The sequence below is a fragment of the Ferdinandcohnia sp. QZ13 genome, from assembly GCF_031324165.1.
GTDB lineage: Bacteria > Bacillota > Bacilli > Bacillales > Bacillaceae_L > Ferdinandcohnia.
Window position 1 is genome coordinate 1 of the sequence record NZ_JAVIVW010000015.1, and the last position, 14005, is coordinate 14005.

The following is a 14005-nucleotide window of genomic DNA, read 5'->3' on the forward strand; positions in this document are numbered from 1 at the left end:
AATAAGTTTGTTACTTAGAATTAACGTTGACGCTTGTATTGTGTTCAGTTTTCAAAGAACTTTTGTTAATAACTCCTCATAAGGAAGTTATACTAATATATCATTTCTAAATTCTAATGTCAATATCTTTTTGAGTTTATCATTTTTCTCAATTCGCAAACTCAACTTTAGTATATTAACATAATGATTAACGTGTGTCAATCTCGCATTTTTCAAAACGAAACAACAAAATTTATAATAGCATCTCACCTCCGTTCTATCAACGTCCAAATTATTCCATAATAATATTTATAACAGATACCTATATTCAACTACTTTTTAATCAAGCATATTATTTGATTGGTAATATCCGATTTTTAAAATAAAATCTATCCTATCCATTTTGTAAGTGGTTCGAATGACCTTCTCTTTCCTTCTGGTAAACTCCGTAATGGATAACCAAAGTAGAGGAAACCAAGAACTTCACCATTCTCAGATAGACCGAAAAATTCTTTCATTAATGGATCATAGGTTGGCTTTCCTGTTCGCCAGAATCCTGCGATTCCTAAGCTATGTGCTTCCAGTAACATATTTTGAATACAAGCGTATGTTGCACCATATTCTTCTATTTTTATTGTCTTCGGATTTTCACTTGGTTCAACAGCAACCGCAATAATCACAGGTGCCCGAAATGGTTTAGCTTGAATCTTTTCAAGCTTTTTCTCCTCAGTTTCACCATTCTTCTTGGCAATTTTAAGTAACACCTCACTTAGGTGGTTCCTTCCCTCTCCTTGAAAGACAAAAAACCGCCAAGGTTCAGTTCTAAAGTGGCAGGGAGCCCAAGTCCCTGCTTCTAAGATTTTTTCTATTTTTTCTATTTCCACTTCTACATCTTTCACTAGCCCAAAGCTTCGACGTGTCCTTATCGCTTCATGAACATCCATACAACCCCTCCTATAATAACTACTTATTAAAAGTCTATACATATAAAAGACTAAATAGTATATGAACATGTTTGAAAATCCGTAATCCGTATAGCCATATTTTTTCTTTTTAATAGGTTTTGCTTATAAAGATGAGGAAATCGTAAATTAAAATTAATTAAATAAAAAAAGCCACTACTCAATAAGTGGCTAATTTAGAAAAAGGTCTTAACAATGTCTTCTTGTTTATTACATTCTGTACAGATACACTCTATTTCTAGAGCATCCTCCCTAAATTTATGTGTAGTCTCCTTTTGGCAATTTGTACAATATCTTTGTTCTGCGCTCTCTTTCAACTAAAAACACTCCTTTGCTCAATAGAAAAATGATTCATTTATTAGGATAAATATAGTTTGCCTAATTATTGATGAACCAAACATTCTTTTATAAGGAGACTGTTATATTTCGTGTAAAGCCTTCATTAGTTAAAGTTAAAAAAACCTCCTAAATGGAGGGAGGGAACTTACCAACTTGCATTTATTATGCCTGGTATTCGGATCTTTAACCTAATACCTTTGTAATCTCATTTGATAATATTGCCTTTCACTTTTTTACTTAAATCATTTATGAATTCATGGATCAATTTATGTCAGCTGCTGTTCTGCAAAGCTTCGGTACAACTCATGTGCCTCAATCAACTCTTGGTGTGTTCCTTTTCCTGTCACCATCCCTTTTTCAATGAAAATGATTTGATCGGCATCAACGATTGTCGACAATCGATGAGCAATAATAAAGGTGGTGCGTCCTTCCATGAGTCGTGATAGCGCCTCTTGAACAATGCTTTCGGACTGGCTATCAAGGCTTGCAGTAGCTTCGTCCATCATGAGAATTTTCGGATCACGAAGGAACGCCCTCGCGATTGCGATTCGCTGTCTCTGACCACCTGATAATTTGACTCCACGCTCGCCTACTTCTGTATCTAATCCATTTGAAAATGCACGAATAAATTCATCGGCATAGGCCATTTTTGCAACTTCCCATAGTCGGTCATCTGATATTTGTTCCGCATTTTTCAAGCCATAGCATAAATTTTCCCGAATGGTTCCCGCCATCATCGCACTTTCCTGGGAGACATAGCCAATTTGACTTCGCCACGATTCTAACGAAAGCTCATGGATTGGTGTGTTCCCGATTCGAATTTCGCCTGAAGTAGGCTCGTAATAACGTTCCAGTAAACCAAACATCGTTGTTTTACCTCCACCACTTGGTCCAGCAAATGCGATCATTTGACCAGGCTTCGCTTCAAATGAAACATCTTGGATAACCGGTTCTTCTTCACTGTACGCGAAAGAAACATGTTCCACATGAATTGGTAAATTTGAAATGTCGAGGTTTTTTCCTTTTTGCCCTTCCTCTAATGGAAGTTCAATGATATCAATAATTCGCTCTGTCGCACCTTTTGCTTTTTGAAGCTGAGTGAAGAACATCGCAAATGAAGTGATAGGAAAAATGATTTGAAACAGATATAGTAAGAATGCAACGAGAGATCCTGTTGTCATAGTCCCATTTGCGACACGGATTCCCCCATATCCGATGATGACCACAATAACAATCATGACAATTGTGTACATAATCGGACCGATTAGCGCGAAAATCCTCGCTTCTCTTAAACCATAGGTAAGTAGATTTCGAACCCCGCTTATTCCTTTTTCTTCTTCAAAACCTTCAGCTGTTGATGATTTCATTAAGCGAATTTCACTTATGGTTTGTTGAATTTTACCTGAAAATGTCGCAGTTTCATCCTGCAACCCTCGTGATATTTTCGCCATTTTTTGACCAAGTGGCATCATAATAATCATGGTAAGTGGTACTGATATGAGCATAAAAATCGTCATTTTCCAGTCCATGATGAGAAGAATAATAATTGCACCAATAATCGAAATGACCCCGGTGATAAATTGCGGAAAATGTTGCGAGATTAAATCCTTTACAATGCCTGTATCATTTACGACTCGGCTCACAGATTCCCCGCTTTGTTGCTTATCAAAATAACTGACTGGCAAACGGATAAGCTTTTCCCACATTTTTTCACGAAGGCGTGCTACAATGCGTTGCCCAACTGCAGCAAGCATGTACGTCGATACCCCGTCAATAACAGCCTGTAAAATAAACACGGCTGCAATCACTGCAACAAGTGTGGCATTGACGGAAATCCCCGAAAACCCATCAACAAGTTCCCGAGTTAATAACGGAATCGACAATCCTACAAATGTCGTGATAATACTTCCGATTAACCCAATCGTTAAGGCTGCCTTTGGTATATTCGTCGATAAAATCAACCGAAAAAACGGCTTCAACCCATTATCTTTATTTTTCATTATTGAAACTCCTCCATAAAAACTCTATCCCATACGTACGAACGAAATTTAAAAAAGTTACACGGTATATACATTGTCCTATATTTCCTCTTTATATCATAACCTTTTAATCCTCATCTCTACTAATCGTTAACACATGTGGATACTGTTCTATTAAATCTTTTTGAATCAAGACATGCAACAACGAACTTGCCTATCTATTTGCCACCTAAATCTATGCACCATTTTCCATAAACGCCCATAAAATGGTGAAAATGAGGTGTTCTTATGAAAAGATGGGTTAAGATCCTGATTTTAGCGTACCTTTCCATTTTATTTTTCGGGAGTTTTTTAGCTGTAGGTGTATTGTGGATTGGTGTGTTTGAAGAAACATATCCCAAGTTAGCAGAAATTGAACCCTTTTTGTATTATTTTTTCGCTGGCGCCATTGGCGGATCGCTAAGGCATCTATATATGTTTTGTTCCCATTATATGAATGACCAATTTATTGATCCGAGGCACTGGATAATGTATATTTTCTTTCCACTGTTTGCAACAGGAACGGCTGTCATCGCCGTTAACCTTATCCAAAGTGGTATTTTAATGATTGACTTCGCTGATAATATTGATGGTCCATATGCTCAAGTCAGTGTGGCTTTTTTTGTTGGATTTGGCTTTAATCGCTTCCTTAATAAACTAAATGAGATTTCAACAGGTATGTTTGATATGAAAAAACAAGCAAAAAAACAGGACTGAGTGGCACAAACTCAGTCCTGTTTTTTTGCCCAAAGGCAGGTCTTTTTTAGATAAAATTCGCAAACGCATATAAGATTACTATACTCACTAAAATTGTAATATTCGTTGCATTAGCGATTAGTCGAATGCTTTCGTTACTATATTTAAACTCAACCGCAAATGGAATTGACGATGAAGCCACTGGAAGTAACAGACCTAATAAGATCGTGTAGCGAAACCTATCATCGTACGGAAGCAGAAATAATAATGTAATCCCAACAAGCAAGCCTACACCGTATCGGAATGTTAAAAATTTCAGCATCGGTTTTTCAAATTGTTTTTCAAATTTGAAATTCAAGTAAAGACCCAATAATAGTAAGCTTAATGGCATATTTGCTGCTGAAATAGTACCCGCCACCTCAATCACCATATCTGGTAATTTAATGTGATTGAGATTTAATATACTTGCAATCACGTAGGACATTAACGGGATGGATTTCAAAAGTTTTTTTCCAATCTCCAAAGGTTTTAAACTTAACCCTTCATTCGAAAAGTAGCTCCCCAAAATATAGGCGATCCCAAAGACAATGACAGAGGTTCCCACATCAAACATACTAAAATATGTCAATCCACTCATTCCCCAAATTGCGTAAACAAGCGGAAATGCGAACAAACCGACATTAAACCCAGAAGACATCATTAAAAAAGAGCCCTTAAGCTCTCTTTCCTCGTTTTTAAAAATAAGCAAGCCCAATAATGAAACAACAATCCCATAGATAAGTACAATAATGGGGATTAAAATGAGGTTTGTTTCGATTTCAATCCGATCGAACGTCACAAGCACAAGTGCTGGAAGCGTAATTTTAAAAATAATCTTTGAGATTACCCCTCCATCCTCCTCTTTCAACACGTGAATCCGTTTCAAAACATACCCTAGTGCAATAATCATCATAATATAAAGAAATTCCTCATTCATACCTGCATGCTCCTCTAACTATCTAAAAATACTATACTAGTATACTGCATACTGGGTCAGAGGGACAGGTACCGCGACTGCAATCCGATAATTTGGTCATGTTGTCATCCAATAACCCCTGTCTCTCGTTAATAAGGTTAAATATCTTTTTGGTAATAAAAACTTATTAAGAGTCTTAGCTCTAACACATTTACAAATAAGTAAAGAAATTGTTATAATAGTTCTTAATTAAGAACGAAGAGGAGGAGATAACGTGCTAAAGAAAATTCTATTTAGTCTGATTTTGTTTGCATTATTCCTTTCCATACCAGTCTCGGCTTTTGCGAAAGGACCTGCAAAAAAGAACATTGATTATGTAGCTTTAGGGGATTCATTAGCTGCTGGTACAACACCATATAATGAAATTGATAAAGGCTACGCCGATTTTTTAGTTGAGCGTTTTGTACAATCCCAATACACAGTTGATTTTATAAATTTTGGTGTTCCTGGTTATACCTCAACAAATGTCTTACATGATATGACGAAGTTTGAAGTTCAAGCAAAAATTCGTGAAGCTGAATACGTAACCATTGATATCGGTGCGAATGATATTTTACGACTCTTGAATACTCCAGATAAAATTCCACAGGCATTAGACGAAGTAAGTGCGAATTTGTTTGGTATTTTAGGTGCTATTGAACGATTAAATCCAAGTGCTAAAGTATATGTCATGGGCTATTACTTCCCATTCCCACATTTACCAGAAGAACAACAACAAGTATTGATTCCTTTATTAGATAGACTAAATCAAGTAATCGAAACGGTTGCTGTATTGAATAATGATACATTTATTCCGACAAGTAAAGCTATTGCCAAAGACTATGAAACTTTTCTTCCAAATCCAACGAATATCCACCTAAGTACCGAAGGATATCAAATCATCGCAAAAGAGTTTTGGAAAAAGATAGATAAGAGCAAGAATGGCAATTAAATTTTAACATTCTTTGTTTTTTAGAAAATGAGTAGAGAAAGTCAGCACCGTCGTCTGACTTTCTCTAATATAAAAATAAAATCACAAAAATTCAAGAACACTCCCCTTTCTACTTCCATCCATTACTATCTAACAAAAACTGTTTACCACCCCCATTAATGACGAATTGTTTGTATTACTCATTGTTAAAATCGTTCTCTTACGCCAAAAGATAGAAGAAACACCAATCTTTTGGCGTTTGCTTTATTTATCTTTCATTAGAATAATAGAGGCCTTTCTTGGGAAAATAAAGGTAATATGCATTGATTTTAGGAGGGTGATAAAATGTTAAGGGATTCAAAAGTAGATGCAAAAGGACATATCAAAAATAACCAAAAAGATTCTAAAAAAGTGGTGAAACATACTGCAGAAGTACATGAGAATAATAAAAAATAAATAGCAATTTCTTGGGGCACTGTACCTGTCCCCCTATACCAAAAATGCTTGGATCCACTTTACGTTGACCCAAGCATTTTTTCATCTATTAATACGCCGTCCACCCAGCATCTCCAGTGATAACTGTTCCATTTACGAAGCTTGCATCGTCTGTTGCTAGGAATAGAGCAATTTTGGCGATTTCTTCTGGTTTTCCATTACGTGGATTTAGGGCCAAACCTGGCATAATGCGACCCATTCCAAAATCGCTTCGACCTGTCATTGATGCGCTGATGTTTGTTTCAACGCCCCCTGGTGCGATTGCGTTGCAACGAATACCACTTTGCGCATACATAAACCCAGTGTTTTTTGTGAATCCAACTACCGCATGCTTAGAAGCTGTATAAGCAGCACCCGCTCTTGCACCTTGAAGTCCACCTGCAGAAGCTACGTTGATAATAACCCCAGCGTTTTTCTCTAAAAAAGATTGGCAGCACTTTTCGAGTTGCACGCATCACGCTAGTTGTATTAACCGCGAAAATTCTTTCCCAGTTTTGATCGATGATTTCCCCTGCTGGTTCAAAGTTGTCCATAATTCCTGCATTATTTACTAAAATATCTACTGTGCCATACGTATTCACAGCTGTATTAATTAAGTTTTGAATGTCTTCTTCCTTAGCCACATTCGTCATAACCGCAATAGCGTCTCCACCGATTGCCTTGATTTCTTCAACTGTTGCTTTTGCGGCCTCAATGTTGATATCGGAAACGACTACTTTCGCACCTTCTTTTGCATAAAGAATCGCAATAGCTTTCCCCATACCAGAAGCAGCACCTGTAACAACCGATACTTTATTCTCAAGTTTCATGTTCATTCCTCCAATAATGATAGAATGCATTTTAATAAACAATTGTTTACTAATCAACAACTACCTCTAGTATAATAAGCTTAATAGAGCGTTTTCAATCAGCAAATACAGGCTTAAACGTATACTAATAAACAAAAGCATATAAAATTGTTCAATTTCTTTAAATATCATAAGCCGGAGGTCGATTATGTCTATTAATAATAACTATCTTGATCGGAGAATTGTGAAGTCGAAGCGAGCCATGAAGGATGCACTTTTAGCGTTAATGAATGAAAAGGATTTTAAGGAGATTTCGATTTCGGATATTGTACGCGAAGCAGACCTAAATCGGGGTACATTTTATAAGCATTATCAATATAAGGAAGACATTCTGCATGAAATCATGGATGAGGTTATTGATGATTTGATTCAATCCTATCGAGAACCATACAAAGGGGTTGAAATTTTTGAGATTAAAAAGCTCTCTACGTCAGCAGTGAAAATATTTGACCATGTCTATAAATACGCCAACTTTTATTCACATATCGTCAAAACTAGCACCTTAACAGGATTTCAGAATAAGTTCTGTTCAGTATTAAAGGAGCTCGCTTTATCAGATTTACATAACCCACTCAACGATCCTAAAATTGATAGGGAAATTCATGCCAATTATCAAGCATATGCAATCTTAGGAATGGTAATTGAATGGATCAATAGCGGATTTAAGTACAGCCCCCACTTCATGGCAGAGCAACTCCTTGAGATTATTAGATATAATCGGGCTGAATCAGTGGTGAAGCCCGTGATTAAAAAATAGGTGGGTCAATGGGACAGGTAGATTGTCCCGCTTCCCACACTTATCCCCAATGATCTGGACTTTTTAAGTAGTCAGGTATTTTTGTATAAGCATTTCCTTTTGCTGAATTTAATTGTGATTGTGTTAGAAAAAGAGCACCTGTCAGGTTCGCATTGCTTAAGTCCGCATCTCTGAGGTCTGCCCCAATAAAATCCGCCTTTTTTAAATCTGCATGACTTAAATCAGCAGCAATCATAAGTGTTCCTCGAAAACTAAACCCTCGTAGATCTGCTCCTTTTAAATTTGCTCCGACGTAATCAACACGTTTGTTTCTTTTTTTAGGGTGATTCTTGCGATACACCTCACTAGTTTTCAATAACAGCTGGATTACCTTACTTCGATGTGCACCGATATCTAATTCTAAAATTTCTTCAGGCGCTTTTTCAGTTAATCTTAGCGTTTCATAATACATGTCTTGAAGACTTGAATGAAATGAATGTGTTTCCTTAAGACTGAGGGCTTGTTCAAGATACCAAAGCATTTCATGAAGTTGTTGAATGAGTGGAAATACCGTAAACATTTCGCTTGCACGCTCTGAATTATTTCTCCAATCATTCCCCTTATAGATCACCTGTGATACATGTTGGCCTGCCCCAAAGCACTCATAGGAAACACATCCACGAAACCCTTTTTCTCTCAAATGATCATGTATCTTACAACGATTATCGGAACATAAATTTCGGCATGGTTCTCCACCGTCTTTACTCAATGGAAAATCTGCTGATTTGGCAAAAGGTAAAGCTACACAACATAGACCGAAACAATTCGTACAATCTGACATTAAATAAGCATTCATTCTATCACACTTCCACATACAGATTCATTTATATCAAGTATAAATGAAAGGTGATTCATTGAATACAGTTAAATTGTTAGTTTTATCCAGTTTTAGTTTAGGGTCAATGTACCTGCCCCCTTGTCCCACGATAAAGGGAGTTAGTGTTTATAACACGAACTCCCTTTGTTAAGGATTTTGCTTCCAAGAAAAAAACGTTGGAGCAGAATCCACATTTTTAAGCCAGATTTGCTCTAGCCCATTTACACCATTTTTCACCCATACATTCCCATTATTTTGATCTGGCAACTTACGAAACCATGAAAGATAGGAGTCAACCACTTGAGGATTTTTATCAAGTTCGTTCTCCTTAGGAAAAGAAACTTGCTCCTGCTCTCCTGTTTTTATATTGATCGCGTAAAGTGAAGTAAACATTGTTGGCACAGGTCCTTCTTTCCACTCCTTATTTTCTTTCGCACGATTCACTATTACCACATCTTTGGAGAACCATTCCAAATCAAGATCTACAAATCCTTTAGGCGTGTACTCCTTCTGCTGTTTAATAATGGGGATATCGGCAACTTTCACTTTTTTGTTCTCAACAAAAAATCTTCCTTCTCCTGAAATATAGGCTAATTGATCACTTTTTGGAGCCCACTTAAACCAATCATTAAACCCCAACATTTTTCCTACTGCTTGAAATTGTTCTCCTTGTGATGATAGGACACATAATGTGTTGCTATCCATAGACCAGGAAGCTGTAGGTATCAATAAAAAACTTATCCATTTTCCATCTGAACTCCATTTAAAATAATCAGCATCAATCCCAAACAAATCAGGTTCTTTCGTTTGAATCGTATAAAAATGCTTCATTTTTTCTTTCGCAAGATTTGCATCTACTGGAATTCTAAAAAGCGGGATAGGGCTCCACCCTGTAGGAAGTAAGTTAGATTGTGAAGAAACGATAAATTCTTTCCCATTAGGGAACCACTCAAAACCGCCAACACCTAGTGAGACATTTTCAAATCCTTGCGGGCGACCATTTTTCATTTTGGTGACATTTAAAAGCCCGTGATCAGTGTAAGCCAGCTGATTTTTTATTGGGGACCATTTAAAATCAGATGTCACCACCCTTACGTAAGGTTGGTAAATCTCGTTTTCCTTTGTATCGTAAATGTATAAATCCGATTTTTCTCCCTTTTCATCACCATCAATAAATCCAATAAAACGACCATCAAATGACCACTTTGGAGAATACACGTACCGGTCCTTTGTGATTTGGATTTCTTGATTGCTTGTTTTGATCCACAACTGATGATCACGGATAAATGCAGCTGATAGTGGAACTTCTGCATTTGCTTTCATTGAAAAATGACAAAAGATGAGAGTTAGTAGTATCAATAGTCGAATTCCCAAATTCAATCCCTCCTACTACTAGATTCACCAAGTTATGAGTAAGAATGCTAAGGGATTATCTGGGAACTAAAGCGGGGTGAAAAAACAAACAAAAATGGACTACTACTGCAGTCCGTCGCCCCACACTATCCAATTATTTTAAAAATGTCGCATCTCCCACATCAACATACATCGCCTTACCAGTGACCGCGTCAATGGCTCTTACACTTCCTACTGTATCAGGAAAATCTGGAACATAAGCAAGCGTATAAATGGACATCCCGTCTTCATCGTATTCGCGAATGAACATTAGCTCCATTTTCACATGCTTTTTATAGATATCTTTTGCTTCACTTTTAGAAATAACGGCTTTTGTAGCTAGCTTGGCATAGTGGTGCCCTGGTGGAACGTCCAAGCTCAAATGTGTTATTTTCCCCGTGTACTTCCCTACTGAAAGAAGTGACACATGCTGATCAACAAGAATTCCTTGATGGTGCAAATGGAAATAAAATGTGTAGCTATCTTCGTGTTCTACAAAATCTTCTTCCCAATCATTTTCGTCAAAATCATCGTCATCAAATTCTTCTATGAATTCATCTTCTTCATAATCTTCCTCCTCGAACTCATCGAAATTGTCCTCACAATCTTCATTCTCATATTCTGGAACCTCTAAGCGGAACCTTTCATGCGTGTCGGGAATAAGCTTGAACAGAACGTCTAACGCCCTCTCCCTTGCAGTTTCTAACCCCATTTCCACTCCATCATTTTTATGCTCCTCACCACTTAAAACCTCTAGGAGCAGATTTGTTTTTTCATCAAAACAAAGCTTAATAACATGGTCATCGGTTTCTTCTATATCAAAGGAATATTCGGCAACATTCTTAAGCGTAGACCAGATTTCGATACGCCTACCTTCCGATACTTGTTTATCCAAAAGCTTGAATTCAGCCGTTACACCCACTAAGTCATATATGGGTTGAATCGGACTCTTTCTCTTTTGAATTCCCGCTTCCAGATCATATCCTTCATGAATACTCGACGTGTCAGAGCCATCAATAGGAATATCCATCACTTGTTCAATCACGCTATAAGCCAGATGGTACAGGTTATCTCCATTCTTATACACTTCCTGATCAAATTGCTTAATAATCAACTCAAGGTCTAATCCTTCCATGTATGTTTCCAAAGCCTCCTCTTCCGAAACAACGAAATTCGTATAACGAACCTCATATTCTTCGTCTGCACAATAAAAACTTGTGATTTGTCCGGAAGTCGAAATTGACACTGTAAAACCCGTACTATGCAAAAACTTACCGTATTTTTCATCCCTTTTTTCATATGTGATCATGTACGGATTATCTAAATCTAAGATTCCCGAGAGTTCATATTCCTTCTGCCCCGGATAGAAGGTATCAACGAACTTTTGCGCATTCGCTGCCATTAGTTCTTTTGAATGATTACCCTCAGACGCATCTTCGATTAACGAAAACCCTATAAGTTCCCCATTCTCATTTAATGAATAACTTCCGATTCGTTCATCTGTTCCTACTTCAAAAATGTCAAAACAATCTTCATCAAAATTCGAGGCTTTTTCATATGCTTTTACTGGTAAAAAAGGCTTTAACTTCTCAAAGACTTTGCTCATCATTGTCCTCCATAATTTTCGTAATATTGTTATTGTAGCATTTTCATAGCTTTTAAAATATGTATTTTACATATTACTTCCAGACTGTTACTATGGAATCATTTTTAACAAAATCACTTGAATTTATTGTGGGATTAAATATGATTGATTAGTACTATTGATAAGTTAGTAAAGGAGAAAAAATGAAGAATTTATTTAAAACATCATTGCTATTACTGTGTATCACATTTCTTTCAGCTTGTGCGGAATCCGTTAATGTAAAAGGAATTCAGGAACTGGCTGACAAAGTGGAACAAGCAAGCGAAATCGTTGGTTCCCAAGAACTAGAACAAATAAGTGATGCGGTTGGAAATGCTGCTGAATTCGCTGGAGAAATTGAAAACCTTACTGAGGTGCTCACACAGTTACCCGATGAGGTGAATGAAGATAAAATTGTAACCGCACAAATTGAATCTTGTTATGACGGTGATACTTGTAAAGCGTTTGTGAACGGACAAAAAGAATCACTTCGTTTTTTATTAGTAGATTCTAGCGAAATCAAAGGTGGGCCAATGCCGTATGCAGAAGAAGCCCGGGACTTTTTAAATGAATTGGTAAAAGGAAAAGAAATTGTACTTGACTTAGGCAAAGGCGATAGTCGCGATAAGTATGATCGCCTGCTCGTATATGGGTTCCTTCCCTCTGGTGAAAACATTCAGGAAATGATGCTTGAAGAAGGTCTACTAACAGTCAGGTATATCTACGATGATCAAAAATATCTAGATGACTATAGGGCCGCAATGGAGCAAGCAAAAGCGTCCAAGACTGGGATTTGGTCAATCCCTGGATATGCGGGCTATGACCGACCGTATAATATGGATGCCGTTAAGTGAAAGGATAAGGGTTCGCCCTTATCTATTTTTGTATTTTTTATATTCTTAATAAAGAACAACCAAAGAATATTCTGCCGAATAAAGAATATATTTTACTAGAAATAGAACATAAGGAGTGAAAGATTTGGCGAAAATGATCATCATGTATGAGGAACCAAAGGACAAAGAGGCTTTTGACAAACATTACTATAATGTTCATGTTCCATTAGGTCGTAAAATCCCAAACATTCTAAAAGATTCCGTGCATCGTATAGTTGATTCTCAAAATACGGATTTAAACCCATATCTAATAACTGTTTTAGAGTTTGAGAATATAGAAAAACTAACTGAAGCCTTTTCAAGCACAGAAGCAAAAGAAGCGGAAGCAGACGGTCCAAATCTATTTCAATACTTAAATAAGCCACCGATAATAATGATTGTGGAATAGCTATTTTAAAATGATTGCCACGTCCAGTAGCAAGTTTAGACCCACTTTATGTTGGGCTCAATCGACAATTAGCGGACATAGCCATTATTTAACCATATATAACTATTTTTCTCTAATCTTTTGTACAGAAAAACCTCCAAAGCCAAATGATTGGAGGTTTTCACCGTTAAATTAATATGCTTCAATTTTTACGTCGTCAGAAACAATCAATTCCGCTTCAGTTGATTCCACTACATCCTGAACACTATACCCTTTTGCCACCTCAACTAATTCCAACCCATCCTGAGTTACATCAATAACAGCTCTGTCCGTAATAATTCGATCGACTACTTTTTGACCTGTGAGTGGAAGGCTACATTTTTTTAGAATTTTGGGCTGTCCGTGCTTATTCACATGCTCCATGATGACAATCGTCTTTTTCGCACCGTGAACTAAATCCATCGCACCGCCCATGCCTTTAATCATCTTTCCCGGAATCATCCAGTTGGCCAAATCCCCTTTCTCATCCACTTCCATCCCGCCTAAAATAGCAATATCGATATGTCCTCCGCGAATCATCGCAAAGGATTCGGCACTGCTAAAAAAGCTTGCACCTGTCATCGCTGTGACTGTCTCTTTACCGGCATTAATCAAGTCGGGGTCGACCTCTTCTTTCGTAGGATATGGACCAATTCCCAATAAACCATTTTCCGATTGTAAAACCACATGTTTATTGTCAGAAATATAATTTGCTACCATCGTCGGCATGCCAATTCCCAGATTCACATAATTACCGTCTTGAATTTCCTGCTCCGCCCTTTGTGCAATTTTCACTCTCACATTATTAGACATTT

General features: G+C 37.1%; 12 protein-coding genes and 1 pseudogene. 5 read left to right on the forward strand and 8 right to left on the reverse strand.

Annotated features, from left to right (window positions below; genetic code table 11):
• Nucleotides 1–368: 368 nt before the first annotated feature.
• Together RGU12_RS13620 and RGU12_RS13625 are read right to left on the reverse strand one after the other, a co-directional pair.
• Nucleotides 369–923 (reverse strand): nitroreductase family protein, encoded by a 555-nt coding sequence (locus RGU12_RS13620; RefSeq protein ID WP_309536584.1) that lies wholly within the window; start codon nt 921–923, stop codon nt 369–371.
• Between the two features lie 623 nt (nt 924–1546).
• Nucleotides 1547–3280 carry an ABC transporter ATP-binding protein gene (locus RGU12_RS13625; RefSeq protein WP_309536585.1) on the reverse strand — a complete coding sequence of 578 codons (1734 nt, stop codon included), beginning with the start codon at nt 3278–3280 and terminating at the stop codon, nt 1547–1549.
• Between the two features lie 267 nt (nt 3281–3547).
• On the opposite strand from RGU12_RS13625, the gene RGU12_RS13630 reads away from it, so the two are divergent.
• On the forward strand, nt 3548–4015 hold the full coding sequence (locus RGU12_RS13630) for a hypothetical protein (RefSeq protein ID WP_116352213.1): 468 nt from the start codon (nt 3548–3550) through the stop codon (nt 4013–4015).
• Nucleotides 4016–4061: 46 nt separating this feature from the next.
• On the opposite strand, the gene RGU12_RS13635 is transcribed toward RGU12_RS13630, so the two are convergent.
• Nucleotides 4062–4970: an AEC family transporter gene (locus RGU12_RS13635; RefSeq protein ID WP_309536586.1), complete on the reverse strand. Its 909-nt coding sequence runs from the start codon at nt 4968–4970 to the stop codon at nt 4062–4064.
• A 253-nt stretch (nt 4971–5223) separates the two neighbouring features.
• Here RGU12_RS13635 and RGU12_RS13640 point away from each other — a divergent pair, with 253 nt between their 5' ends.
• Nucleotides 5224–5940: an SGNH/GDSL hydrolase family protein gene (locus RGU12_RS13640; RefSeq protein WP_309536587.1), complete on the forward strand. Its 717-nt coding sequence runs from the start codon at nt 5224–5226 to the stop codon at nt 5938–5940.
• A 523-nt stretch (nt 5941–6463) separates the two neighbouring features.
• Here RGU12_RS13640 and RGU12_RS13645 read toward each other — a convergent pair.
• Nucleotides 6464–7253 (reverse strand): annotated as a pseudogene (locus RGU12_RS13645) (SDR family oxidoreductase).
• Nucleotides 7254–7410: 157 nt separating this feature from the next.
• Here RGU12_RS13645 and RGU12_RS13650 point away from each other — a divergent pair.
• Complete coding sequence (locus RGU12_RS13650; protein WP_309536588.1) at nt 7411–8019, forward strand: TetR/AcrR family transcriptional regulator; 609 nt, start codon at nt 7411–7413, stop codon at nt 8017–8019.
• 40 nt (nt 8020–8059) lie between these two features.
• Here the strand turns inward: RGU12_RS13650 and RGU12_RS13655 are convergent, their stop codons facing one another.
• The 3 genes from RGU12_RS13655 to RGU12_RS13665 all read right to left on the reverse strand — a co-directional run bounded on the left by RGU12_RS13655 (nt 8060) and on the right by RGU12_RS13665 (nt 11873).
• Entirely contained in the window at nt 8060–8854 is a 795-nt protein-coding gene (locus RGU12_RS13655) for a pentapeptide repeat-containing protein (RefSeq protein ID WP_309536589.1), read from the reverse strand.
• 168 nt (nt 8855–9022) lie between these two features.
• On the reverse strand, nt 9023–10198 hold the full coding sequence (locus RGU12_RS13660) for a translocation protein TolB (RefSeq protein ID WP_309538254.1): 1176 nt from the start codon (nt 10196–10198) through the stop codon (nt 9023–9025).
• A 184-nt stretch (nt 10199–10382) separates the two neighbouring features.
• Nucleotides 10383–11873 (reverse strand): YcdB/YcdC domain-containing protein, encoded by a 1491-nt coding sequence (locus tag RGU12_RS13665; protein WP_309536590.1) that lies wholly within the window; start codon nt 11871–11873, stop codon nt 10383–10385.
• A 182-nt stretch (nt 11874–12055) separates the two neighbouring features.
• On the opposite strand from RGU12_RS13665, the gene RGU12_RS13670 reads away from it, so the two are divergent.
• Together RGU12_RS13670 and RGU12_RS13675 are read left to right on the forward strand one after the other, a co-directional pair.
• Nucleotides 12056–12745, forward strand: coding sequence for a thermonuclease family protein (locus RGU12_RS13670; RefSeq protein ID WP_309536591.1), 690 nt, complete (start codon nt 12056–12058; stop codon nt 12743–12745).
• Nucleotides 12746–12878: 133 nt separating this feature from the next.
• Nucleotides 12879–13172, forward strand: coding sequence for an EthD family reductase (locus RGU12_RS13675; protein WP_309538255.1), 294 nt, complete (start codon nt 12879–12881; stop codon nt 13170–13172).
• 171 nt (nt 13173–13343) lie between these two features.
• Here the strand turns inward: RGU12_RS13675 and RGU12_RS13680 are convergent, their stop codons facing one another.
• Nucleotides 13344–14003 (reverse strand): CoA transferase subunit B, encoded by a 660-nt coding sequence (locus RGU12_RS13680; protein ID WP_309536592.1) that lies wholly within the window; start codon nt 14001–14003, stop codon nt 13344–13346.
• Nucleotides 14004–14005 lie beyond the last annotated feature (2 nt).

Coding starts and splice junctions, on each gene's coding strand:
- RGU12_RS13680 (WP_309536592.1), bottom strand. CDS start 14,003: ATGTCTAATAATGTGAGAGTGAAAATTGCACAAAGGGCGGAGCAGGAA.
- RGU12_RS13660 (WP_309538254.1), bottom strand. CDS start 10,198: ATGAAAGCAAATGCAGAAGTTCCACTATCAGCTGCATTTATCCGTGAT.
- RGU12_RS13670 (WP_309536591.1), top strand. CDS start 12,056: ATGAAGAATTTATTTAAAACATCATTGCTATTACTGTGTATCACATTT.
- RGU12_RS13665 (WP_309536590.1), bottom strand. CDS start 11,873: ATGAGCAAAGTCTTTGAGAAGTTAAAGCCTTTTTTACCAGTAAAAGCA.
- RGU12_RS13635 (WP_309536586.1), bottom strand. CDS start 4,970: ATGAATGAGGAATTTCTTTATATTATGATGATTATTGCACTAGGGTAT.
- RGU12_RS13650 (WP_309536588.1), top strand. CDS start 7,411: ATGTCTATTAATAATAACTATCTTGATCGGAGAATTGTGAAGTCGAAG.
- RGU12_RS13630 (WP_116352213.1), top strand. CDS start 3,548: ATGAAAAGATGGGTTAAGATCCTGATTTTAGCGTACCTTTCCATTTTA.
- RGU12_RS13620 (WP_309536584.1), bottom strand. CDS start 923: ATGGATGTTCATGAAGCGATAAGGACACGTCGAAGCTTTGGGCTAGTG.
- RGU12_RS13655 (WP_309536589.1), bottom strand. CDS start 8,854: ATGAATGCTTATTTAATGTCAGATTGTACGAATTGTTTCGGTCTATGT.
- RGU12_RS13675 (WP_309538255.1), top strand. CDS start 12,879: ATGATCATCATGTATGAGGAACCAAAGGACAAAGAGGCTTTTGACAAA.
- RGU12_RS13625 (WP_309536585.1), bottom strand. CDS start 3,280: ATGAAAAATAAAGATAATGGGTTGAAGCCGTTTTTTCGGTTGATTTTA.